Annotated in this window: 19 protein-coding genes and 1 other RNA gene; 19 read left to right on the top strand and 1 reads right to left on the bottom strand. The window is 70.9% G+C overall.

Going from position 1 to position 21848, the window contains the following annotated elements:
• Positions 1–2 precede the first annotated feature (2 nt).
• The gene (locus KXR53_RS01755; protein ID WP_437372787.1) at positions 3–1460 is read left to right on the top strand and encodes a PLP-dependent aminotransferase family protein; all 1458 of its coding nucleotides are present in this window, start codon (positions 3–5) and stop codon (positions 1458–1460) included.
• Here the strand turns inward: KXR53_RS01755 and KXR53_RS01760 are convergent.
• Positions 1457–1828 carry a VOC family protein gene (locus KXR53_RS01760; RefSeq protein WP_437372789.1) on the bottom strand — a complete coding sequence of 124 codons (372 nt, stop codon included), beginning with the start codon at positions 1826–1828 and terminating at the stop codon, positions 1457–1459. The two genes, KXR53_RS01755 and KXR53_RS01760, sit on opposite strands and share 4 nt — an antisense overlap.
• A gap of 163 nt (positions 1829–1991) precedes the next feature.
• Here KXR53_RS01760 and KXR53_RS01765 point away from each other — a divergent pair, with 163 nt between their 5' ends.
• The 18 genes from KXR53_RS01765 to ftsZ form a co-directional block, all read left to right on the top strand.
• Positions 1992–2708 carry a pyridoxamine 5'-phosphate oxidase family protein gene (locus KXR53_RS01765; RefSeq protein WP_437372791.1) on the top strand — a complete coding sequence of 239 codons (717 nt, stop codon included), beginning with the start codon at positions 1992–1994 and terminating at the stop codon, positions 2706–2708.
• Between the two features lie 14 nt (positions 2709–2722).
• On the top strand, positions 2723–3439 hold the full coding sequence (locus KXR53_RS01770; protein ID WP_437372793.1) for a GNAT family N-acetyltransferase: 717 nt from the start codon (positions 2723–2725) through the stop codon (positions 3437–3439).
• Between the two features lie 77 nt (positions 3440–3516).
• Positions 3517–3924, top strand: an RNA gene (gene rnpB / locus KXR53_RS01775) — RNase P RNA component class A.
• A gap of 350 nt (positions 3925–4274) precedes the next feature.
• A complete protein-coding gene (locus KXR53_RS01780) occupies positions 4275–4751 on the top strand; it encodes a division/cell wall cluster transcriptional repressor MraZ (RefSeq protein WP_437372795.1) in 477 nt (158 codons plus the stop codon).
• Positions 4748–5707, top strand: coding sequence for a 16S rRNA (cytosine(1402)-N(4))-methyltransferase RsmH (rsmH, locus tag KXR53_RS01785; RefSeq protein WP_437372797.1), 960 nt, complete (start codon positions 4748–4750; stop codon positions 5705–5707). The genes KXR53_RS01780 and rsmH overlap by 4 nt, the downstream gene beginning before the upstream one ends.
• Entirely contained in the window at positions 5704–6486 is a 783-nt protein-coding gene (gene ftsL, locus KXR53_RS01790; protein WP_437372799.1) for a cell division protein FtsL, read from the top strand. The genes rsmH and ftsL overlap by 4 nt, the downstream gene beginning before the upstream one ends.
• Positions 6483–8234 carry a peptidoglycan D,D-transpeptidase FtsI family protein gene (locus KXR53_RS01795; RefSeq protein ID WP_437372801.1) on the top strand — a complete coding sequence of 584 codons (1752 nt, stop codon included), beginning with the start codon at positions 6483–6485 and terminating at the stop codon, positions 8232–8234. Before ftsL ends, KXR53_RS01795 begins: the two co-directional genes overlap by 4 nt.
• A 3-nt stretch (positions 8235–8237) precedes the next feature.
• A complete protein-coding gene (locus KXR53_RS01800) occupies positions 8238–9695 on the top strand; it encodes a UDP-N-acetylmuramoyl-L-alanyl-D-glutamate--2,6-diaminopimelate ligase (RefSeq protein ID WP_437372803.1) in 1458 nt (485 codons plus the stop codon).
• Positions 9692–11164 carry a UDP-N-acetylmuramoylalanyl-D-glutamyl-2,6-diaminopimelate--D-alanyl-D-alanine ligase gene (locus KXR53_RS01805; RefSeq protein ID WP_437372805.1) on the top strand — a complete coding sequence of 491 codons (1473 nt, stop codon included), beginning with the start codon at positions 9692–9694 and terminating at the stop codon, positions 11162–11164. The genes KXR53_RS01800 and KXR53_RS01805 overlap by 4 nt, the downstream gene beginning before the upstream one ends.
• A gap of 16 nt (positions 11165–11180) precedes the next feature.
• Positions 11181–12266 carry a phospho-N-acetylmuramoyl-pentapeptide-transferase gene (gene mraY / locus KXR53_RS01810; RefSeq protein WP_437372807.1) on the top strand — a complete coding sequence of 362 codons (1086 nt, stop codon included), beginning with the start codon at positions 11181–11183 and terminating at the stop codon, positions 12264–12266.
• 4 nt (positions 12267–12270) lie between these two features.
• Positions 12271–13668 carry a UDP-N-acetylmuramoyl-L-alanine--D-glutamate ligase gene (gene murD / locus KXR53_RS01815; protein WP_437372809.1) on the top strand — a complete coding sequence of 466 codons (1398 nt, stop codon included), beginning with the start codon at positions 12271–12273 and terminating at the stop codon, positions 13666–13668.
• Positions 13669–14793, top strand: coding sequence for an FtsW/RodA/SpoVE family cell cycle protein (locus tag KXR53_RS01820; RefSeq protein ID WP_437372811.1), 1125 nt, complete (start codon positions 13669–13671; stop codon positions 14791–14793). It abuts the gene before it with no gap.
• On the top strand, positions 14790–15920 hold the full coding sequence (gene murG / locus KXR53_RS01825) for an undecaprenyldiphospho-muramoylpentapeptide beta-N-acetylglucosaminyltransferase (protein ID WP_437372813.1): 1131 nt from the start codon (positions 14790–14792) through the stop codon (positions 15918–15920). The genes KXR53_RS01820 and murG overlap by 4 nt, the downstream gene beginning before the upstream one ends.
• A gap of 16 nt (positions 15921–15936) precedes the next feature.
• Positions 15937–17373, top strand: coding sequence for a UDP-N-acetylmuramate--L-alanine ligase (gene murC / locus KXR53_RS01830; RefSeq protein ID WP_437372815.1), 1437 nt, complete (start codon positions 15937–15939; stop codon positions 17371–17373).
• Complete coding sequence (locus tag KXR53_RS01835; protein WP_437372817.1) at positions 17370–18284, top strand: D-alanine--D-alanine ligase; 915 nt, start codon at positions 17370–17372, stop codon at positions 18282–18284. Before murC ends, KXR53_RS01835 begins: the two co-directional genes overlap by 4 nt.
• The gene (locus KXR53_RS01840) at positions 18272–19138 is read left to right on the top strand and encodes a cell division protein FtsQ/DivIB (protein ID WP_437372819.1); all 867 of its coding nucleotides are present in this window, start codon (positions 18272–18274) and stop codon (positions 19136–19138) included. Before KXR53_RS01835 ends, KXR53_RS01840 begins: the two co-directional genes overlap by 13 nt.
• 21 nt (positions 19139–19159) lie before the next feature.
• A complete protein-coding gene (ftsA, locus tag KXR53_RS01845; protein ID WP_437372821.1) occupies positions 19160–20437 on the top strand; it encodes a cell division protein FtsA in 1278 nt (425 codons plus the stop codon).
• Positions 20438–20551: 114 nt separating this feature from the next.
• Positions 20552–21848 (top strand): cell division protein FtsZ (gene ftsZ, locus KXR53_RS01850; RefSeq protein WP_437372823.1); only part of this gene is annotated, 1297 nt, incomplete at its 3' end.

The following is a 21848-nucleotide window of genomic DNA, read 5'->3' on the forward strand; positions in this document are numbered from 1 at the left end:
CCGTGACGGGTCGGCAGCCGGTCAGGGACCGCCCGGTCTCCTGGATCGACCTGATCGAGATCGGGCTCGACCCGGACGACCGCCGGCCGCTGTTCCAGCAACTCCACCTGGCGCTGCGCGACCTAATCGCCCGCGGGGTGGTGCCGGCCGGCACGCGGCTGCCGGCGACCCGGATCCTGGCCGACCGGCTCGGCGTATCGCGCACCACCGTGGTCGCCGCCTATGACCAGCTGCAGGCCGAGGGCGTGGTGGCGGGACGGGTCGGCGCCGGCACCTATGTCGCCACCGGGATCGAGGCGGAGGAGAAGGCGCCGGATGTGCCGGCCGAGAGCCCTGGCCAGGCCGCCGCGGCCACCGTCTGGCGCAGCGAGACGGTGCCCTTCGCCGCCGGCTTCTGCGGCATGCACCCGGCCACCGAGCGCGCCTGGGGCCGGCTGGTGCAGCGGCATCTGCGCGGCATCGCCATCCGCCAGCGTGCCTATGGCGATCCGATGGGCCACCGGCCGTTGCGCGAGGCCCTGGCCGAATATCTCCGCGTCGCCCGCTCCGTCGACTGCGACGCCGACCGCATCGCCATCGTCTCCGGCAGCCAGCAGGGGCTGGACCTGGTGCTGCGCGCCGTGGCCCAGGCCGGCGACCCGGCCTGGATCGAGGATCCGTGCTATCCGGCGGCGCTGGCCTGCCTGCGCCAGCACCGGCTGAGGATCGCCGCGGTGCCGGTCGACGGGCAGGGGCTGGACGTCGCCGCCGGCCTGGCGCGCGAGCCCGAGGCGCGCCTCGTCTACTGCACCCCGACCCACCACTATCCGCTGGGCGTGGCGATGAGCCTGCCGCGGCGGCTGGCGCTGCTCGACTGGGCGCGCGACGGGCGCTGGGTGATCGAGGACGATTACGACGGCGAGTTCCGCTTCTCCGGCCGGCCGCTCTCGGCGCTGCAGGGGCTCGACCGGCACGGCCGCGTCGTCTACATCGGCACCCTCAGCAAGGTGCTGTTCCCCGGGCTGCGCACCGGCTATGTGGTGCTGCCGCCGGACCTGGTCGACCGCTTCGCCGCCATCCGCAACGCCGCCGACCGCTTTCCGTCCTCGGTGCTCGACGACGTGCTGGTCGACTTCATCAATGAGGGCCATTTCACCCGCCACATCCGCCGCATGCGCCAGGAATACGGCGAGCGGCGTGAGCGGCTGATCGCGGCGCTGGCGGCGGAGGCGGGCGAGCACCTGACCGTCGCCCCGATCGACCGCGGCATGTACATCGTCGCCGATCTGCGGCCGGGGCTGGACGATGTCGCGGTGGCGGAGGCGGCGCGCCGGCGCGGCCTGGTGCTGCGGCCGCTGTCGCCGATGCATGTCGCGGCGCCGCCGCGCCAGGCGCTGATCCTCGGCTTCACCGGCTTCCCGCCCCAGGCCCTCGACGCCGCTGCGCGGACGCTCGGGGCGGTGCTGCGGGGGTTGCGCTAGGATTTCGGGTCGATCATGGCCTCGATGTTGTGGCCGTCGGGGTCCAGGACGAAGCTGGCGTAGTAATTCGGAGTGTATTGCGGGCGAGGGCCGGGGGCGCCGTTGTCGCGCCCGCCCGCGGCCAGGGCCGCCCGGTGGAACGCATCGACCTCCTCCTTGGACTCCACCCGGAAGGCCACATGCACCGAGGTCAGTGGCGGCGCACTGCTCGACTGCTGGATCTCGAAGAGCCCGTCGCCGATGTCGAAGGCCCAGAAGCTGCCCTCCTTCCCGAACGCCAGGCGGTATCCCAGCGGGGCCAAGGCGCTCTCATAGAAACGCTTGCTCTTCTGCAGATCGCTGATGTTGATCGTGACGTGGTCGATCATGGAAAGGCCTGGGGAGTTGCGCCCGCCGTCATGGTCGCGGACCGTGGCACGCCCGGCAAGCTCCATGGCGAGGGGATTGGTCGGCCCGGTCGCATGGAATTGGACCTTTCCAGTTGCCGCGGAACGCGGCATCGAGAGGGCCAATGCCGTTCCGAGGACCGCCATGACCGAGATTCCCTCCGCCCGCGCCCGGCTGAAGCGCCTGGCCAAGCGCGGCGCCTATGACCGCGCCACGGTCCATGCCGTGCTCGATGCCAGCGTGGTCTGCCACATCGCCTATGTCCTCGACGGCCAGCCCTACTGCACTCCGACCGCCTACTGGCGCGAGGGCGACGTGCTGTACTGGCACGGCTCCTCGGTCAGCCGGATGCTGCAGGGCCAGGGCGGCGGCCTGCCGGTCTGCCTGACCGCCACCCATATCGACGGGCTGGTGCTGGCCCGCTCGGGCTTTAACTGCTCGATGAACTACCGCTCGGTGATGGTGTTCGGCACCGCCTCGAAGGTGGAGGACGAGACGCATAAGCGCGAGGCGCTCGACGCCTATGTCGAACGGCTGTTCCCGGGGCGGGTGGCGGAGATGCGGCGCCCGACCGACAAGGAGGTGCGGGCGACCACCGTGATCGCCATGCCGATCGAGGAGGCCAGCGTCAAGATCCGCAGCGGCCCGCCGCATGACGACGAGGAGGATCTCGCCGCCGGCATCTGGGCCGGGGTGATCCCGATCGCCGAGACCATCGGCGCGCCGCAGCCCTGCCCACTGCTGCCGCCGGGGATTGCTTCCGGCGCCACGACCGATCCCTATGCAAGCGGCGCCCGCTTCGATGAGATCCTGCGTGCCAATGTCCGGGGCGCGCTGGCCCCCGCCGAAGCCGGCGAGTGACGCGGAGAGAGACCATGGCCGAGTTCACCAACGCCCTGGGCCAGCCGATCGGTGCCCCTGTTCCCGGCTGGGAGAAGCGGCCGCTGCCGCCGCGCACGCCGATGGAGGGCCGCGCCTGCCGGGTCGTGCCGCTCGACCCCGCCCGGCACGCCGAGGATCTGTTCGAGGCGATGGGGCGGGACACGGACGGCCGCAACTGGACCTATCTCGCCATCGGTCCCTTCGTCGATTTCGGCGCCTTCCGCGCCTGGCTGGACAAGATGGCGGCGGGCAGCGACCCACTGTTCCACGCCGTGATCGACCGCGCCACCGGCCGGGCGGTCGGCGTTGCCTCCTATCTCCGTATCGACCCGGCGAACGGGGTGATCGAGGTCGGGCACATCCATTTTTCGCCGCTCCTGCAGCGCACGCCGATGGCGACCGAGGCGATGTTCCTGATGATGCGCCGGGTGTTCGACGAGCTCGGCTACCGCCGCTATGAATGGAAATGCGACAGCCTGAACGCGCCGTCGCGCGCCGCCGCCGCCCGGCTCGGCTTCCGTTACGAGGGGCTGTTCCGCCAGGCCGTGGTCTATAAGGGCCGCAACCGCGACACCGCCTGGTTCTCGATCATCGACGGCGAATGGCCGCGGCTGCGCGCCGCCTTCGAGCGCTGGCTCGACCCGGCCAATTTCGACGCCGAGGGCCGGCAGAGGGAAAGCCTGTCGGACCTGACCCGGGCGGCGGCCTGATCCTCCGTCACGGATTTGTCATGGGACGGCATGGGCCCGCCTTGCAGGCGGGCCTTCGGCTACCTATACAAGGGGTAGCAGATGGCCGGATGGCCGCTCTGCCGGGCCCAGGCCCGGCGGGGAGGAAAGTCCGGGCTCCACGGAAACACGGTGCCGGGTAACGCCCGGCGGGGGCAACCCCAGGGACAGTGCCACAGAAAGCAAACCGCCCGGCTCCGGCCGGGTAAGGGTGAAAGGGTGCGGTAAGAGCGCACCGCGCGGCCGGCAACGGTCGCGGCACGGTAAACCCCACCGGGAGCAAGACCGAATAGGGGCGGGGCGGCCCGTGGGAAACCATGGGCCGACAGGCGTTTCCGCCTGCCGCCCGGGTTGGTCGCGCGAGGCGACGGGCGACCGTCGTCCCAGAGGAATGGCCATCCCCCGACCCGCCGTCCGAGAGGATACGGGGCCGGGGACAGAACCCGGCTTACAGGCCATCTGCCGCCTTTCCCATCATCTCCCATCCAGCGCCCGCGCCGCGGACGGACGGCGATCCGGGCCGCTCTCTTCGTCGCCAGAAGAGAACAAAAGAAAAACGCTTCCGAGATTCGAGTCGAAAGAAGCGCTCTATCTCCGATTTTGTTCCGGCGTCTGAGGAAGAGTCCCCGCAAATCGGCAAAAAAGCCACGAGCCACAGAAAATCCATTGATTTCCCATGATTTGACCGGCCCGTCCCATTGCGTTCCATCTCCGCCCATGATATCCCATGAACTCCCATCGGAATGGGATCGATCGCCCCGTTCGGGGTACGGGCGACGGGGGTGTTGAGGCGGCGGACGCGCCGCCGGGGGGATGGATGGCTCGGTTCACGGGCACCTACGTCAACAAGGTCGACAAGAAGGGGCGGGTCAGCGTGCCCGCTCCCTTCCGCGCGACCTTGGAGGCGCTGGGTGTTCCGGTGGTGAACGTGAAGCCCACCCCCGATCGCCAGGCCCTGGACGGGGTGACCGAGGCTTACATGGACGAGGTCCAGCGCCGGCTCGATGCGATGGACCTGTACTCGCCGGAGCGCGAGGCGCTGGAAATCCGCGAATTCTCCGAGACGCAGCAGCTGCAGATGGATCCGGAGGGGCGGATCATCCTGCCGCGGCATATGCTGGAGATGGCCGGCATCACCGAGAGCGTCGCCTTCATGGGCATGGGCAGCCGCTTTCAGATCTGGGAGCCGGAGGCGCTGAAGGCACATCAGCAGGCCCGGCTGGCGGCCTCGCGCGACCTGACCCTGGCGCGGGCTGGCGCCGGTGGGGCCGGCGCCGGCGGAGGGGCGGCATGAGCGACGCCCACATCCCGGTCCTGCTCAGGGAAATCGTGGCTGCGGTGGCGCCGCGCGACGGCGACCTGATCGTCGACGGCACCTTCGGCCGCGGCGGCTATGCTCGCGGGCTTTTGGCCGCGGCCGACTGCCGGGTGGTCGGCATCGACCGCGACCCCGAGGCGGTGGCGGAGGGGCGTCGCCTGGAGGCCGAGCAGCCGGGCCGGTTCCGCATCGTCGAGGGCCGTTTCGGCGCGATGGACACGCTGATCGGCGAGCAGGCGGACGGTGTGGTGCTGGATCTCGGCGTGTCGTCGCCGCAGCTCGACGACCCGTCGCGCGGCTTCTCCTTCCGCGCCGACGGTCCGCTCGACATGCGCATGGGGCGGGAAGGGCCGACCGCGGCCGATATCGTCAACACCATGCCCGAGGCCGAGCTGGCCAATGTGATCTTCGAATATGGCGAGGAGCGGCTGTCGCGCCGTGTTGCCCGCGCCATCGTCGCCGCCCGCAAGGAGGCGCGGATCGAGCGGACGCTGCAGCTGGCCGAGATCGTGCGCCGGGTGGTGCCGCGGTCGAAGGACGGCATCGATCCGGCGACGCGCACCTTCCAGGCGCTGCGCCTGTGGGTGAATGACGAACTGACCGAACTCGACCACGGCTTGAGCGGGGCCGAACGCCTGCTAAGGCCCGGGGGACGGCTCGCCGTGGTCACTTTCCACAGCCTGGAGGATCGCCGCGTCAAGCGCTTCCTGGCGGAGCGCAGCGGCGCCGGCGGCGGCGTGTCGCGCCATGTCGCGGCGCCCGGCGGCGAGACGCGGGCCCCGACCTTCCGCCTGGCGGCCAGGCGTTCGGTCACGCCGAGCGAGGCGGAAATCCGCAGCAACCCGCGCGCCCGTTCGGCGCGACTGCGGGCGGCGATCCGGAGCGAAGCCCCGGCCTGGCCGCCCGGGAACAGGGGGAGAGTGGCAGCATGATCCGCGTCGGCACGATGGTCTGGCTCGGCCTCATCGGGGCGTCGAGCGCGTTTCTGTTCAAGACCAGCTACGAGGTCCAGTCGCTGGAGGGGGAGCTGCGCGGCCTCAACCGGTCGATCCTGCGGGAGCAGGATTCGATCCGGGTGATGCATGCCGAATGGGCGTTCCTGAACCAGCCGTCGCGCTTGCAGGCGCTGACGGACCAGTTTACGAAGCTGCGCCCGATCGCGCCCACGCAAATGATCGCCAGTGCGGCGGAGCTCCCGATGCCGCTGCCGTCGCTCGACGGCGAGCCGACGGCGCCGTCGGCGTCGCTGGTCGCCCAGGTCGATGCGCTGCCCAGCTTCGGGCCCGTGCCCGTGCCGGGCCGCAAGCCCGGCGAGGGCGGAGTCCTTCTTGCCGCGGCCGAGCCGATGCCCGTCCAGACCCAAGCCGCCTCGCCCCAGCCGGCCGCTGCCCCGGCCCAGTCGGCCGCGCCCGCCGCCCCGGTGCAGGTGGCCGCCGTCGAGGTCCGGCCGGCACCCGCGGTCGCCCCGGCCGCGCCGCATGCCGGCAGCGACGTGCCGCAAGCCGCAGCAGCCCACCCGGCAGCGGCCGCTCCGCCCGCCACCCGCGTCGCGGCGGCCGATGTTCCGATCCGGCCGGTGGTGGCGCCGCGCCGCCCGGCCGCGCCGCTGGAGGCTGTGGCCCAGGCCCTGGCCCCCACCCGGGCGGCGGCATCGGATGATCCGATCGGCGCGCTGCTCGCCGGACTCGAGGCTCCACGGGGAATTCGATGACGGCCGACGCGCTGGATGGCTTTCCGACCGTACCGCGGCAGACCGAGCCGGCCCTTCGGCCGGCTCAACGGCTTTCCGCGGCCATCGAGACGGGTCGGCAGCGCGTCGTCATCACCGCGCTCGTGTTCAGCCTCGCCTTCGCCGGCATCGGCCTGCGGCTGATCGACCTGATGGCGCTCGGCAGCGACGCCGACAGCGCCCTCGCCACCCGTGCCGTCTCCGCCGCAGCACCGGTCGCCGACCGGGCGGATCTGCGCGACCGCAACGGGCTGATCCTAGCCACCACGCTGCCCTCGGTGTCGCTCTACGCCGACCCGAAGCTGGTGCTGGACCCGATCGAGGCCTCGCTGCGCCTGAGCAAGGTGCTGCCCGAGCTCGACCAGGCCAAGCTGATGGCCGACCTGTCGTCGGACCGCCGCTTCGTCTGGCTGAAGCGCGGCCTGACCCCGACGCAGCAATACGAGATCAACCGCCTCGGCATCCCCGGCCTCGCCTTCCAGAACGAGGAGCGCCGCTATTACCCGGCCGGCAACCTGACCTCGCATGCGGTCGGCTTCACCAACATCGACGCGCAGGGCATCGCCGGGCTGGAGAAGAGCCTGGACGGCCGGCTGCAGAACGGCGAGTCGGTGGCGCTGTCGATCGACCTGCGGCTGCAGGAGATGGTGCGGAACGAGCTGCAGGCAGCGATCACCAAGTTCAAGGCGACGGCCGGCAACGTCGTGATCATGGACGTGAAGACCGGCGAGATCCTGTCCATGGTCTCGCTGCCGGACTTCAACCCCTACGACCCCACCGCCGCCTCCGAGGACGCCCTGTTCAACCGGAACACGCTCGGCGTGTACGAGATGGGCTCCACCTTCAAGATCTTTAACACGGCGATGGCACTGGAAAGCGGCACGTCGACCCTCCAGACAACCTATGACCAGAGCCCGATCCGGGTCGGCCGCTTCACCATCCGCAATTTCCGGGCCGAGCCGCAGTCCGGGCGGTGGAGCGTCTACGAGATCTTCCGGCAGTCGATGAACACCGGCTCGGTGCACATGTTCGAGGCGGCGGGGCTGGAGCGGCAGAAGGAGTTCATGGCCCGGCTGGGGTTGACGAAGCCCTCGCCGCTCGAATTGCCGGAGGTCGGCTCGCCGATGGTGCCGCAGCCCTGGAGCCAGGTCAGCGGCATGACCATCTCCTATGGTCACGGCATGGCGGTCACCCCGGTCCAGCTCATCACGGCGGTCGCCGCCGTGGTCAATGGCGGCATTCTCCACTCGCCGACCCTGTTCAAGCGCGACCCGTCCCAGCCGGTGCCGGGAAAGCGGGTGCTGTCGCCCGAATTGTCGCGGATCATGCGGGCGCTGATGCGCGTCGTGGTCGTCAGCGGCACCGCGACCAAGGCGGACGTGCCCGGCTATTTCGTTGGCGCCAAGACCGGCTCGGCCAACAAGGCGGTGCGCGGCGGCTACAACCGCAAGGCCGGGGTGACCGACTTCGTCGGCATCTTCCCAGCCTATGACCCGAAATATATCGTCATGACCATGCTGGAGGACGCCCAGGCGATCCCGGGCACCTACGGCTACAACACCGCCGGCTGGAACGCGGCGCCGCTGGGCGGCCAGATCATCGCCCGCATGGGGCCGATGATGGGGGTCGAACCGAAGGACCCGAACGATCCTGCGGTCCAGCAGCAGCTGGCGCTGCCCATGGGGCCCGCCGCCGGTGGTACCCAGCAGGCATCGGTCGAGGAGGAATGAGCCATGCCGGGCGTTCCTGAATCCTCGCTTCTTCCTGCCGGCCTGAAAGGGCTGACTGCGGATTCCCGCGCGGTCCGGCCCGGCTTCCTGTTCGCGGCCCTGCCGGGTGCGCGCGCCGATGGCCGCGCCTTCATCGCCGATGCGCTGACCGCCGGCGCTACGGCGATCCTGGCGCCGGAGGGCACGGCGCTGCCGCCGGGCGCGACCGCGACGCTGATCACCGACCCGAACCCGCGGCGCCGCCTGGCGCTGATGGCGGCCGAGTTCTGCCGCCTGCAGCCGGCCACCATCGCCGCCGTCACCGGCACCAGCGGCAAGACCTCGACGGTCAATTTCGCCCGCCAGCTCTGGACCCTGCTCGGCCACCAGGCGGCCAGCCTGGGCACGCTCGGGGTTATGGCGCCGGGGCGCGAGCGCTACGGCTCGCTGACCACGCCCGACCCGGTGGCGCTGCATGCCGAGCTGGCCGACCTGGCGGCGGCCGGGGTGACCAAGCTGGCGATGGAGGCGTCGTCGCACGGGCTCGACCAGTTCCGGCTGGACGGGGTGCGGGTGACGCTGGCCGCCTTCACCAACTTCACCCAGGACCATCTCGACTACCACGCCACGATGGAAGCCTATCTGGCGGCCAAGGCGCGGCTGTTCGACGAGGTGCTGCAGCCCGGCGGCACCGCCGTGTTCAATGCCGACGTGCCGGAGGCGGGGGGCCTGATCGACCGCGCCCGCGCCGCCGGCCGCGCCGTGGTGACCCTGGGCCGCGCCGGGCAGGATTACCGGCTGGACCGGGCCCAGCCGCTGCCGCACGGCATCGACCTGCATTTCACCGCCGGCGGCCGGTCCTACCAGGCGGAGCTGCCGCTGGTCGGCGGCTTCCAGGCCTACAACGTGCTGACCGCCCTGGCGCTGGTGGTGGCCGACGGCGCCGACCTCGACACCGCGGCCGGGTTGCTGGGGCGGCTCAAGGGCATTCCGGGCCGGGTCGAGCTGGTGGCCAGCCATCCGAACGGCGCCCCGGTCTATGTCGACTATTCGCACAAGCCGGGGGCGCTGGAGACGGTGCTGAACGCGCTGCGGCCGCACACCCGCGGCGCCCTCGTGGTTGTGTTCGGCTGCGGCGGCGACCGCGACCGCGCCAAGCGCCCGCTGATGGGCGAGATCGCGGCGCGCCTGGCCGACCGCGTGATCGTCACCGACGACAACCCGCGCAGCGAGGACCCGGCCGAGATCCGCCGCCAGGTGCTGGCCGGCTGCCCCGGCGCCGCCGAGATCGGCGACCGGGCCGAGGCCATCCGCGCCGCGGTCGAGGGGCTGGGCCCCGACGATGTCCTGGTCGTGGCCGGAAAAGGCCACGAGACCGGCCAGATTATCGGCGATGAAGTGCGTCCCTTCGACGATGCGGAGCAGGCGCGCCAGGCCGTGACCCATGTGAAGAGCGACCCGCGATGGAGACCGACGCCATGACCACACCTGCCCTCTGGCCGGCCGCGGAGGCGGCTGCCGCAACCAACGGGATGCAGGTCGGGGAGTGGGCGGCGACCGGCGTCTCGATCGACAGCCGCTCGGTCGTGCCGGGTGATCTGTTCGTGGCGCTGCGCGGGCCGAAATTCGATGGCCACGACTACGTCAAGGACGCCCTGGCCAAGGGCGCCGCGGCGGTCATGGTCGACCGGGTGCCGCAGGGCGTGCCGCATGACGCCCCGCTGCTGGTGGTCGAGGACACCATGGAGGGGCTGACCGACCTGGCGCGCTTCGCCCGCATGCGCAGCGAGGCGCGGGTCGTCGGGGTCACCGGCTCGGTCGGCAAGACCAGCACCAAGGAGGCGTTGAAGCTGGCGCTGTCGGTCACCGCGCCGACCTATGCCTCGCAGGGCAACCTGAACAACCAGTGGGGCGCGCCGCTCAGCCTGTCGCGGATGCCGGAGCAGGTCGCCTACGGCGTGTTCGAGCTGGGCATGAACCATCCGGGCGAGATCGCGCCGCTGTCGCGGCTGGTCGAGCCCGACGTCGCCGTCATCACCAATGTCGAGGCGGTGCACGCGGCGCATTTCCATTCGGTCGACGGCATCGCCGACGCAAAGGCCGAGATCTTCCGCGGCATGGGCCCGGAGAGCACGGCGATCCTGAACCGCGACAACCCGTTCTTCCCGCGCCTGGTCGCCCATGCCCGGACCCAGGGCGTCGGCCGGATCTGGAGCTTCGGCGAGCATCCCGAGGCCGATGCCCGGCTGGTCGACTGCTCGCTGCACACCGCGGCCAGCGCGGTCAGCGCCGTGATCCTCGGCGAGCCGGTACGCTACACCCTGTCTGCCCCAGGCAGGCATTGGGTGCTGAACAGCCTGTCGGTGCTGCTGGCAGCCAAGGCGCTGGGCGCCAACATCGCCGGCGCCGCCCGCGCCATGGGCCGGATCACGCCGCTGCGCGGCCGCGGCGCGCGGATCACGGTCGAGCTGCAGCGCGGCGGCCAGGCCGGCAAGCTGCTGCTGATCGACGAGAGCTACAACGCCAGCCCGGTCTCGGTCGCCGCCAGTCTCGAGGTGCTGGGTGGGGTCGACAGCGGCCCGGACGGGCGCCGCATCGCCGTGCTCGGCGACATGCTGGAGCTCGGGCCCGATTCGCCGGCCCTGCACGCGGCGCTGAAGCAGCATGTGCTTGCCCACGACATCGATCTGGTCTTCACCTGCGGCAGCGACATGAAGCAGCTCTACGACGCCCTGCCGGAAGGCCGGCGCGGCGCCCATGCGGCCGACAGCGCCGCCCTGGCGCCGATCCTGGCCGAGGCGGTGCGGCCGGGCGACTGCGTCATGGTCAAGGGCTCGCTGGGCAGCCGCATGGCCGTGATCGTCGAGGCACTGGAAAATCTCCGCGTGGCGCGCGAGAACCGGGCCCCCCACACCCAGCCGTCGCCGAAACGCGTCGCCAACGGCATCTGAAAAGGAACAGTCCCCGGTGCTTCCGGCCCTCTTTGCCCCGCTCGCCGACCAGGCCCTCATCTTCAACCTGTTCCGGTACCTGACCTTCCGGACCGGGGCGGCGGTGATGACGGCGCTGATCATCGCCTTCGTCATGGGTCCCTGGCTGATCCGGTCGTTGAAGGCGCGGCAAGGGGCGGGGCAGCCGATTCGCGAGGACGGGCCGGAAGGGCATTTCAAGAAGCGCGGCACGCCGACCATGGGCGGGCTGATGATCCTGATCGCGATCTGCATCTCGACCCTGCTGTGGGCCGATCTGCGCAACGCCTTCGTCTGGATCACCCTCCTGGTCACGGTCGGCTTCGGCCTGGTCGGCTTCGGCGACGACTATCTGAAGCTGACCAAGCGCAACCCCAAGGGCCTGTCCGGCAAGCTGAAGCTGCTGGTGCAGGGGGCGATCGCGCTGGTCGCCGTCTACTGGTACCTGCAGGTGACGCCGGAGGTGCAGGAGACCGCGGTCGCCATCCCGTTCCTCAAGGATGTGATGGTCGAGCTCGGCATCCTGTTCTTCCCCTTCGCCATGCTGGTCATGGTCGGCGCCTCGAACGCGGTCAATCTGACCGACGGGCTCGACGGCCTCGCCACCATGCCGGTGATCATCGCCGCCGGCTGCTTCGGCCTGATCGCCTACCTCGCCGGCAACGTCGTGTTCGCCAACTACCTGCAGATCCATCACGCCCCGGGCGCCGGTGAGCTGGCGGTGTTCTGCGGCGCACTGATCGGCGGTGCCCTCGGCTTCCTCTGGTTCAACGCGCCCCCGGCCATGGTGTTCATGGGCGACACCGGCTCGCTGTCGATGGGCGGCGCGCTCGGCGCCATCGCCATGATCACCAAGCACGAGATCGTGCTGGCGATCATCGGCGGTCTGTTCGTGCTTGAGGCGGTGTCGGTGATGGTCCAGGTCGCCAGCTTCAAGATGACGGGCAGGCGGGTGTTCCGCATGGCGCCGCTGCACCACCATTATGAGAAGAAGGGCTGGGCCGAGCCGACCATCGTGATCCGCTTCTGGATCATCGCCGTGATCCTGGCCCTGATCGGTCTCTCGAGCCTGAAGCTGAGGTGATCCGATGATCGACCTCTCGCATCTCAAGGGCCGCAGCGTTGCCGTCCTCGGTCTTGGCAAGTCGGGCACCGCCGCGATCCGGGCGCTGAAGGCGGCGGGGGTCGAGGTCGTCGCCTGGGACGACAAGGTCGCCGGCCGCTCCTTCGCCGAGCGCGAAGGCGTGCCGGTGCGGGACTTCGCCGCCGAGGGCATGGGCAGCGCCGATCTGGCGATGCTCAGCCCCGGCATCCCGCGCACCCACCCGCGGCCGCATCCGGCGGTGGCGCGGGCGCTGGAGGCCGGCTGCCGCCTTGTCGGCGACATCGACCTGCTGGCCGAGGCCCTGCCGGACGCCAATTTCCTCGGCGTCACCGGCACCAACGGCAAATCCACCACCACGGCACTGCTGCAGCACGTGTTCCAGGCGGCCGGCTTCGACTCCGAGGCCGGCGGCAATCTCGGGCCTGCGGCGCTCGGGCTGCGCCCGCTCGGGCCGGGCGGCTGGTACGTGCTCGAGGTCTCCTCCTATCAGCTCGAGACCATCACCGAGGTGCCGTGGTCGATCGGCGTCTTCATCAACATCACGCCCGACCATCTCGACCGCTATCCGGACATGGCCGGCTACGTCGCCGCCAAGACGCGGCTGCTCGACGGCATCCGCCCGGGCGGCACGGCGGTGATCGGGGTCGACGACGACTATTCCCGGGCGGTGTTCGAAAAGACCAAGGCGCGGCCGGAGATCAAGGCGATCCCGATCTCGGCCGAGCGCGCGGTCGAGGGCGGCGTCTTCGTCCGCGACTTCCTGCTCCATGACGCGACCGAAGGCGCGGCCCGCCCGGTGCTCGACCTGCGCCAGGCGCCGGCGCTGCCGGGCGCCCATAACGGCCAGAACGCCGCCTGCGCCTGGGCTGCCGCGCGCGCCGCCGGCGTGCCGGAGGACGTGCTGGCCGCGGCGATCCGCACCTTCCCGGGCCTGGCCCATCGCCAGCAGCTGGTCGGCACCTTCGCCGGCATCCGCTTCGTCAACGACAGCAAGGGCACCAACCCGGATGCGGCGGCCAAGGCGCTCGGCTCCTACGACACGATCTACTGGATCGCCGGCGGCCGTCCGAAGGAGGGCGGGCTGGAAGCGGTCGACCCCTATCTGCCGCGGGTGCGCCGGGCCTTCCTGATCGGCGAGGGCGCGCCGAAATTCGCCGCCCATCTCGAGGGCCGGGTGCCGTATCAGCGCTGCACCGACCTCGACGCCGCGGTCGAGGCCGCTTACCGCGCCGCCGATTCCGACGGCATCGCCGGCGCCGTGGTGCTGCTGTCGCCCGCCTGTGCCTCCTTCGACCAGTTCGCCAATTTCGAGGCGCGGGGCGAGGCGTTCGCCGCCTCGGTCAAGGGGCTGCAGGTCCGGGTGGAGAGGGGGGAACTCTAGATGGTGACCCTGGATCGCGCCGACAGCTCGGTCATCGGCCGCTGGTGGTGGACGGTCGACCGCTGGATGCTGCTGCTGCTCGGCATCATCATGGGCATCGGCGCGATCCTGATCCTGGCCGCCAGCCCGGCCGTGGCGCAGCGCATCAATCTCGGCGAGTTCCATTTCATCGAGCGGCATCTAATGATGCTGCTGCCGGCCATCGTGCTGATGTTCCTGGTGTCGCTGCTGAGCCCGCCGGCGATCCGCCGCACCTCGGCGATCGTCTTCGTGCTGTCGCTGCTCGGCGTCTTCGCCACCCTGTTCGTCGGGGTCGAGATCAAGGGCGCGACCCGCTGGATCCAGCTGCCCGGAATGTCGGTGCAGCCCTCGGAATTCGTCAAGCCGGCCTTCGCCGTGGTCGCCGCCTGGCTGTTCGCGCAGCAGAAGACCCGGCCGGGCTTCCCCGGCTACGTCGCCTCGACCGTGCTGTACGGCCTGATCGTCTTCCTGCTGCTGTCGCAGCCGGATCTCGGCATGACCGTGGTGGTCACCGCGGTCTGGTTCATCCAGTTCTTCATTGCCGGGCTGCCGATGATCCTGGTGATCGCGCTGATCGGCATGGGCGCGGGCGGCCTGGTCGGCTCCTACTTCCTGTTCGAGCACGTCCGCAGCCGCATCGACCGCTTCCTCGACCCCTCGACCGGCGACAACTACCAGGTCGACCGGGCGATCGAAGCCTTCACCAATGGCGGCCTGTTCGGCACCGGCCCGGGCGAGGGCACGGTCAAGCTGTACCTGCCTGACGCGCATGCCGACTTCATCTTCGCGGTCGGCGGCGAGGAGTTCGGCCTGTTCTTCTGCCTGCTGCTGGTGGCGCTGTTCGCCTTCATCCTGGTCCGCGGCCTGTCGCGGGTGATGAACGAGACCAACCTGTTCATCATGCTGGCGGTGGTCGGCCTCGTCACCCAGTTCGGGCTGCAGGCGGCGATTAACATGGCCTCGACCCTGCATCTGATCCCGACCAAGGGCATGACCCTGCCCTTCGTCAGCTATGGCGGCTCCTCCCTGATCGCGCTCGGCTACGGCATGGGCATGGTGCTGGCGCTGACCCGCAGGCATGCCGGGGGAGGGGGGCTAAGGTGACGCTGTCGGGGCCCATCCTTCTGGCCGCCGGCGGCACCGGCGGCCATGTTTTTCCGGCGGAGGCGCTGGCCCGGACCTTGATCGCCCGCGGCCATCCGGTGCGGCTGGCGACCGATCCGCGCGGCCGCGCCTTCGGCGACCGGCTGCCCGAGGTGCCGGTCGACCCCGTCCGCTCCGCCACCATGGCGCCGGGGCTGCTCGGTAAGCTGAAGACGGCATCGCTGCTCGGCCTCGGCTATCTCGACGCCCGCGGCGTGCTGCGCCGGCACCGGCCCGCCGCCGTGGTCGGCTTCGGCGGCTACCCGTCGGCGCCGACCGTGCTGGCCGCCGCCCATGCCGGCATCCCGGTGCTGCTGCACGAGCAGAATGCCCTGCTGGGCCGGGTCAATCGCTGGCTCGCCCGCCGCGCCGCCGTCATCGCCACGGGCTTCCCGCTGCAGGGCGCGGCAGGCCAGGGTGGCCGCCGAGTCGAGGTCACCGGCAACCCGGTGCGCCCGGCCATCGCCGCCAAGGCCGGCGCGCCCTATCCGGCGCCGACGGAAGACGGAAGGCTGATGCTGCTGGTGCTCGGCGGCAGCCAGGGCGCCCGGGTGTTCAGCGAGCTGATCCCGGCCGCGGTGGCGGCGCTGCCGGAGGCGCTGCGGACCCGTCTGTCGATCGTGCAGCAGTGCCGGCCGGAGGACATCGAGGCCTGCCGCGGCCGCTACGCCGCGATCGGCGCCGACGCCACGCTGTCGACCTTCTTCGACGACGTGCCGGAGCGTCTGGCCGCGGCCCAGTTGGTGATCTGCCGGTCCGGCGCCTCGACCGCGGCGGAGCTCGGCGTCATCGGCCGCCCCGCCATCCTGGTGCCCTATCCCTTCGCCATGGACGACCACCAGACCGCCAATGCCAGGGCGATCGCGGCGTCGGGCGGGGGATGGCTGATGCCGCAGTCGGATCTCTCTCCGGAAGTGCTGGCATCGCGCCTCGAACACCTGTACACCCGCCCCTCCGTCCTGGTGGAGGCCGCCGGCGCCGCGCGCGCCGCTGCCCATCCGGATGCCGCCGAACGACTCGCCGATCTCGTCCTCTCCCTCGCAGGCCAGGAGGCGGGCGCCCGCGCGCGGGTCGCAACCGGAGCGTAAGTTAGGAGTACCGCCGATGAGGCAGATGCCGCTCGACATTGGGACGATCCATTTCGTTGGCATCGGTGGCATCGGCATGAGCGGGATCGCCGAGATCCTGCACAATCTCGGCTATTCGGTGCAGGGCACCGACATGGCCGAGAACGCCAACGTCCAGCGGCTGCGCAAGGCCGGCATCGACGTCAAGATCGGCCACGCCGCGGCCCATATCGGCGACGCCGCGGTGGTCGTGATCTCCTCGGCGGTGAAGAGCGACAACCCGGAGGTCAAGGCCGCCCGCGCCGCCCTGATCCCGGTGGTGCGCCGGGCCGAAATGCTGGCCGAGCTGATGCGGCTGAAATGGTCGATCGCGATCGGCGGCACCCACGGCAAGACCACCACCACCAGCCTGGTGGCGGCGATGATCGACGGCGCCGGCATGGACCCGACCATCATCAATGGCGGCATCATCAACGCCTACGGCACCAACGCCCGGCTCGGCCAGGGCGACTGGATGGTGGTGGAGGCGGATGAGAGCGACGGCACCTTCACCCGGCTGCCGGCGACCATCGTCGTCGTCACCAACATCGACCCCGAGCATCTCGACTTCTATGGCGATTTCGACTCGGTGAAGGCGGCGTTCGAGCAGTTCGTCACCAACACGCCGTTCTATGGATTCGCCGTGCTCTGCATCGACCATCCGGAGGTGCAGGCGCTGATCTCGCGGGTCACCGACCGGCGCATCGTCACCTACGGATTCAGCCCGCAGGCCGACGTCCGCGCGATCGATTTTTCGATCGAATCGCGCGGCTCGCGCTTCACCGCCGTGCTCCAGGACCGGCAGTCCGGAAAAAGCCGTCTGATACGCGATATTGTGTTGCCAATGCTGGGCCAACACAATATCCAGAATGCATTGGCCGCTATCGCCGTGGCCCATGAGATGGGAATGGACGACGGGCAGATCATCGAAACGCTTGCGCGCTTCAGCGGTGTGAAGCGCCGGTTCACCAAGGCCGGCGAGTCGGGCGGCGTGACGGTGATCGACGATTACGGCCACCACCCGGTGGAGATTGCGGCGGTGCTCAAGGCGGCCCGGGCCGCGGCCCAGAAGCACAAGGTGATCGCGGTGGTGCAGCCGCACCGCTACAGCCGGCTGGCCAGCCTGTTCCAGGAATTCTGCACCTGCTTCAACGACGCCGACATCGTCGTGGTCGCGGATGTCTATGCCGCCGGCGAGGCGCCGATCGAAGGCGCCACCCGCTCGGCCCTGGTCGAAGGTCTGCGCGACAGCGGCCACCGCCGGGTGATCCCGCTGCCGGGGCCCGAGGCGCTGCCGCAGCTGGTCCACGACCTGGCGCAGCCGGGCGATTTCGTGGTCTGCCTCGGCGCCGGCAACATCACCGCCTGGGCCAACGCCCTGCCCACCGAGCTCGACGCGCTGCGCGCCAAGAAGGCGGCGGGGGCCGGCCGATGAAGTCCGTCGCGGTCCTCTACGGCGGCTGGTCGGCGGAGCGCGAGGTCAGCCTCGTCTCCGGCAAGGCCGTCGCCATGGCGCTTCGCGACCGCGGCCACCGGGTCGGTCTGATCGATGTCGGCCGTGACCTCGACGCGCTGCTGCGCGCCCTGCGGCCGGCGCCGGACGTGGTGTTCAATGCGCTGCACGGCAAGGGCGGCGAGGACGGCACCATCCAGGGCGTGCTCGACATGCTGGGCCTGCCCTACACCCATTCCGGCGTGCGGGCCTCGGCGATCGCCATGTCCAAGCCGCTGACCAAGCTGGTGCTGGCATCCGCCGGCGTCCGCACCGTCCGCGGCGCGGTGGCGCCGCCGCAGCAGGTGGCCGAGCGCCACCTGATGGAGCCGCCCTATGTGGTCAAGCCGGCGGAGGAGGGGTCGAGCGTCGGCGTCCGCATCGTCCGCGCCAACGACAACGCCCCGCCGATCGATCTTGGTTCCTGGCATTTCGGGGACGCCCTGGTTGAGGAGTACATCCCCGGCCGCGAGCTGACCGTGGGCGTGATGGGCGACCGCGCCCTGACCGTGACCGAGGTCACCCACAGCCACGCCTTCTTCGACTACGAGGCGAAATACACCGAAGGCCACGCCGTCCACACCTTGCCGGCGCGGGTGCCGGAGACGGTCTTCGCCGAGGCCATGCGCCTGGCTTTGCTGGCGCACCGCACCCTGGGCTGCCGCGGCATCAGCCGCACCGATTTCCGCTGGGACGATTCCCGGCCGGGGACCGAGGGGCTCTACTTCCTTGAGATCAACACCCAGCCGGGCTTCACCCCGATCTCGCTGGTGCCGGAACAGGCCAAATACGTCGGCGTCGATTTCGCCGATCTCTGCGAATGGCTGCTGGAGGATGCCGCATGCGGCCGCTGAGCGCCGAACCCGACGCCGCGCGCCGGCGCGGCAGCGGCGGCACTTCGGTCCGCCGCAAGCCGATGCCCCGCCGCCAGGCGGCGGCGCTGCGCCTGGGCGGCATGGCGCTGGGCGGCATCGCCGTGTTCGGCCTGCTGGCCGCGCTGTGGACCAGCGGCACCCTGACCGCGGCCGGGCGCGGCGTCCACGGCGCGGTGATGGGCCTGACGGCGGCGGCCGGCTTCTCGGTGCAGGAGGTGCTGGTCGAGGGCCGCCGGTCGGTCGATGGCGCCGCGATCATGGCGGCGCTCGGCGTCGGCCGCGGCGACCCGATCTTCGACCTCGACCCGGACGCGGCCCAGGCCGCGCTGCTGGAGATTCCCTGGATCCGCTCGGCCAGCGTCGAGCGGCGGCTGCCGGACACGATCTTCGTGCGGATCGAGGAGCGGGTGCCGCTGGCGCTGTGGCAGAACAACCAGAAGTTCAGCCTGATCGACCGCGAAGGCCATGTGCTGCCGGTGCCGTCGGTGGCCGACTATCCGGACCTGCCGATGGTGGTCGGCGCCGATGCGGCCCAGACCGCGGCGCCGCTGATCGACGCCCTGTCCAAGACGCCGGACATCGCCCGCAGGATCCGGTCGGCGATGCGGGTCGGCGGCCGGCGCTGGGACCTCGTGCTCGACAACCACGTCACCGTGAAGCTGCCGGACGGCGACGTCGCCCCGGCGCTGGCCCGGCTGGACGAGGCGCAGCGCAAGGAATCGGTGCTCGACCGCGACATCGTGGCGGTCGATCTGCGCCTGGGTGACCGGATGGTGATCCAGCTCACCCCCGCGGCGGCGGCGCAGCGCACGCCGTCGAAGGACAAGACATGATGGGCGGCGCGGATGGCTCTCATGGGATTTAACGCGATGCGCCGCCCCCGCACCCGCGCCAGGGGCTCGATCGTCGCCGCGGTCGATCTCGGCACGACCAAGGTCGTGTGCTTCATCGCGCGTGTGGCCGACGAGGGCCGGGCCCAGGTGATCGGCATCGGCCACCAGGCCAGCCGCGGCGTCCGCGCCGGCGCCATCGTCGAGCTCGACGCGGCGGAGAAGACCATCGCGCTGGCGGTCCAGGCGGCCGAGCAGATGGCCGGCGAGACCGTCAACGAGGTGATCGTCAACCTGTCCGGCGGTCATCCGGCGTCGCAGAGCCTGTCGCTGCAGGTGCCGGTCGGAGGCCGCGAGGTGAACGACAACGACCTGCGCCGCGCCGCCCGCGCCTTCAACGGCAGCGTCGCCACCGACGCCGAGGTGATCCACGCGGTGCCGATCAGCTACGGCCTGGACGAGGTGCGCGGCGTGCGCGACCCGCGCGGCATGGTCGGCGACCAGCTCTCGATCGACCTGCACCTGATCACCGCCAACACCGGCGCGGTGCGGAACCTGTCGAGCTGCGTCAACCGGGCCCATCTCGAGGTCGAGAGCATCGTGCTCTCGCCCTATGCCTCGGGCCTGGCCTGCCTGGTGCCGGACGAGCGCGAGCTGGGCTGCACCGTGATCGACATGGGCGGCGGCACCACCTCGCTGGCCGTGTTCATCGAAGGCCGCATGGTCTTCGCCGACTGCCTGCCGGTCGGCGGTGCCCATGTCACCAACGACATCGCACGCGGCCTGACCACGCCGGTGGTGCATGCCGAGCGAATGAAGACGCTCTACGGCTCGGCCCTGCCCTCGGTCGCCGACGACCGCGAGGTGATCGACGTGCCGCAGGTCGGCGAGGAGGAGGACAGCCAGCCGACCCATGTGCCGAAGAGCCTGCTGACCGGGATCATCCAGCCGCGCATGGAGGAGATCTTCGAGCTGGTGCGCTCGCGGCTCGAGGCCAGCGGTTTTGACAAGGCCTTTGGCCGCCGGGTGGTGCTGACCGGCGGCGCCTCGCAGCTGCAGGGCGCGCGCGAGCTGGCGCAGCTGGTTCTCGACAAGCAGGTCCGCATGGGCCGCCCGCTGGGCCTCGACGGCCTGGCCGAGGCGACGGCGGGGCCGAGCTTTTCGACGGCGACGGGCCTCCTGGCCTACGCCATTTCGGGGCCCGCCGACCTGGTCGGCTCAGGCCCGGGGCTGGAGGAGAGCGGCGCCTCGGGCGGCGGCTTTCTCAGCCGGATCGGGGGGTGGTTCCGTGACAACCTCTGAGCAGAGACCAATAAACCCGGCACGCCTGGGCCCATCCGGGGCGATGCCGGGAGCACGGATCGGACGGATGGAAGCGGTCGAAGGGTGAATAGGGGACAGTAGGGGAGCACCGATATGATCAATCTGAGCATCCCGCAGGGCGATGTCAGCCTGCAGCCGCGGATCACCGTGGTGGGCGTGGGCGGCGCCGGCGGCAACGCCGTGAACAACATGATCCGGGCCAACCTGGCCGGCGTCGAGTTCGTGGTGGCCAACACCGACGCGCAGGCGCTGGCCGGCTCCGCGGCGCAGAAGCGGATCCAGCTCGGCGCCGGGCTGACCCAGGGCCTCGGCGCCGGGTCGCGGCCCGATATCGGCCGGGCCTCGGCCGAGGAGGCGATGGACCACATCGTCGCCCATCTCGAAGGCGCGCATATGGTGTTCATCACCGCCGGCATGGGCGGCGGCACCGGCACCGGCGCGGCGCCGGTGATCGCCCGGGCGGCGCGCGAGCAGGGCATCCTGACCGTCGGCGTGGTGACCAAGCCCTTCCACTTCGAGGGCGCGCACCGCATGCGCATGGCCGAGCAGGGGCTGCAGGAGCTGCAGCAGTATGTCGACACCCTGATCATCATCCCGAACCAGAACCTGTTCCGCATCGCCAACGAGAAGACGACCTTCGCGGACGCCTTCCGGATGGCGGACGAGGTGCTGCATTCCGGCGTGCGCGGCGTCACCGACCTGATGGTGCAGCCGGGCCTGATCAATCTCGACTTCGCCGACATCCGCACGGTGATGGCCGAGATGGGCAAGGCGATGATGGGCACCGGAGAGGCCGAGGGCGAGCGCCGCTCGATCAGCGCCGCCGAGGCCGCGATCTCGAACCCGCTGCTCGACGACATCTCGATGAAGGGGGCGAAGGGCGTCCTGATCAACATCACGGGCGGCCTCGACATGACCCTGTACGAGGTCGACGAGGCGACCAACCGCATCCGCGACGAGGTCGACCCCGACGCCAACATCATCTTCGGCTCGACCTTCGACGAGAGCATGGAGGGCCGGGTGCGGGTGTCGGTCGTCGCCACCGGCATCGACATGCAGATCAACCAGGCGGCGCGGCCGCAGACCTACAGCACCACCACGCTGCCCTCGGGCGACCGCGCCCGGCCGCAGCCGGCCGCCGCCCCGGCACCGCAGCCGGCGATGCCGGTCCGTCCCGCGGCGGTGACGCCGCAGCGCTTCGCCCCGGCGCCAAAGCCGGTCGCCCCGGCCCCGGTTGAGCCGCAGGCTCCGGCGGCGGCCGCCCCGGTCGAAGCGGCGCCGGAGCCGGACTACGCCCCGGCGGCCGAGAACCAGGCCGAGCCGGCAGCCGAGGCGCAGGAGCCGGTGGCGGCGCAGCCGGCCGCGGCCCGCGCCCCGGCAATGTCGGCCG

Origin of the sequence: Inquilinus limosus (assembly GCF_051487185.1) — a bacterium.
Taxonomy (GTDB): Bacteria; Pseudomonadota; Alphaproteobacteria; order DSM-16000; family Inquilinaceae; genus Inquilinus; species Inquilinus limosus_F.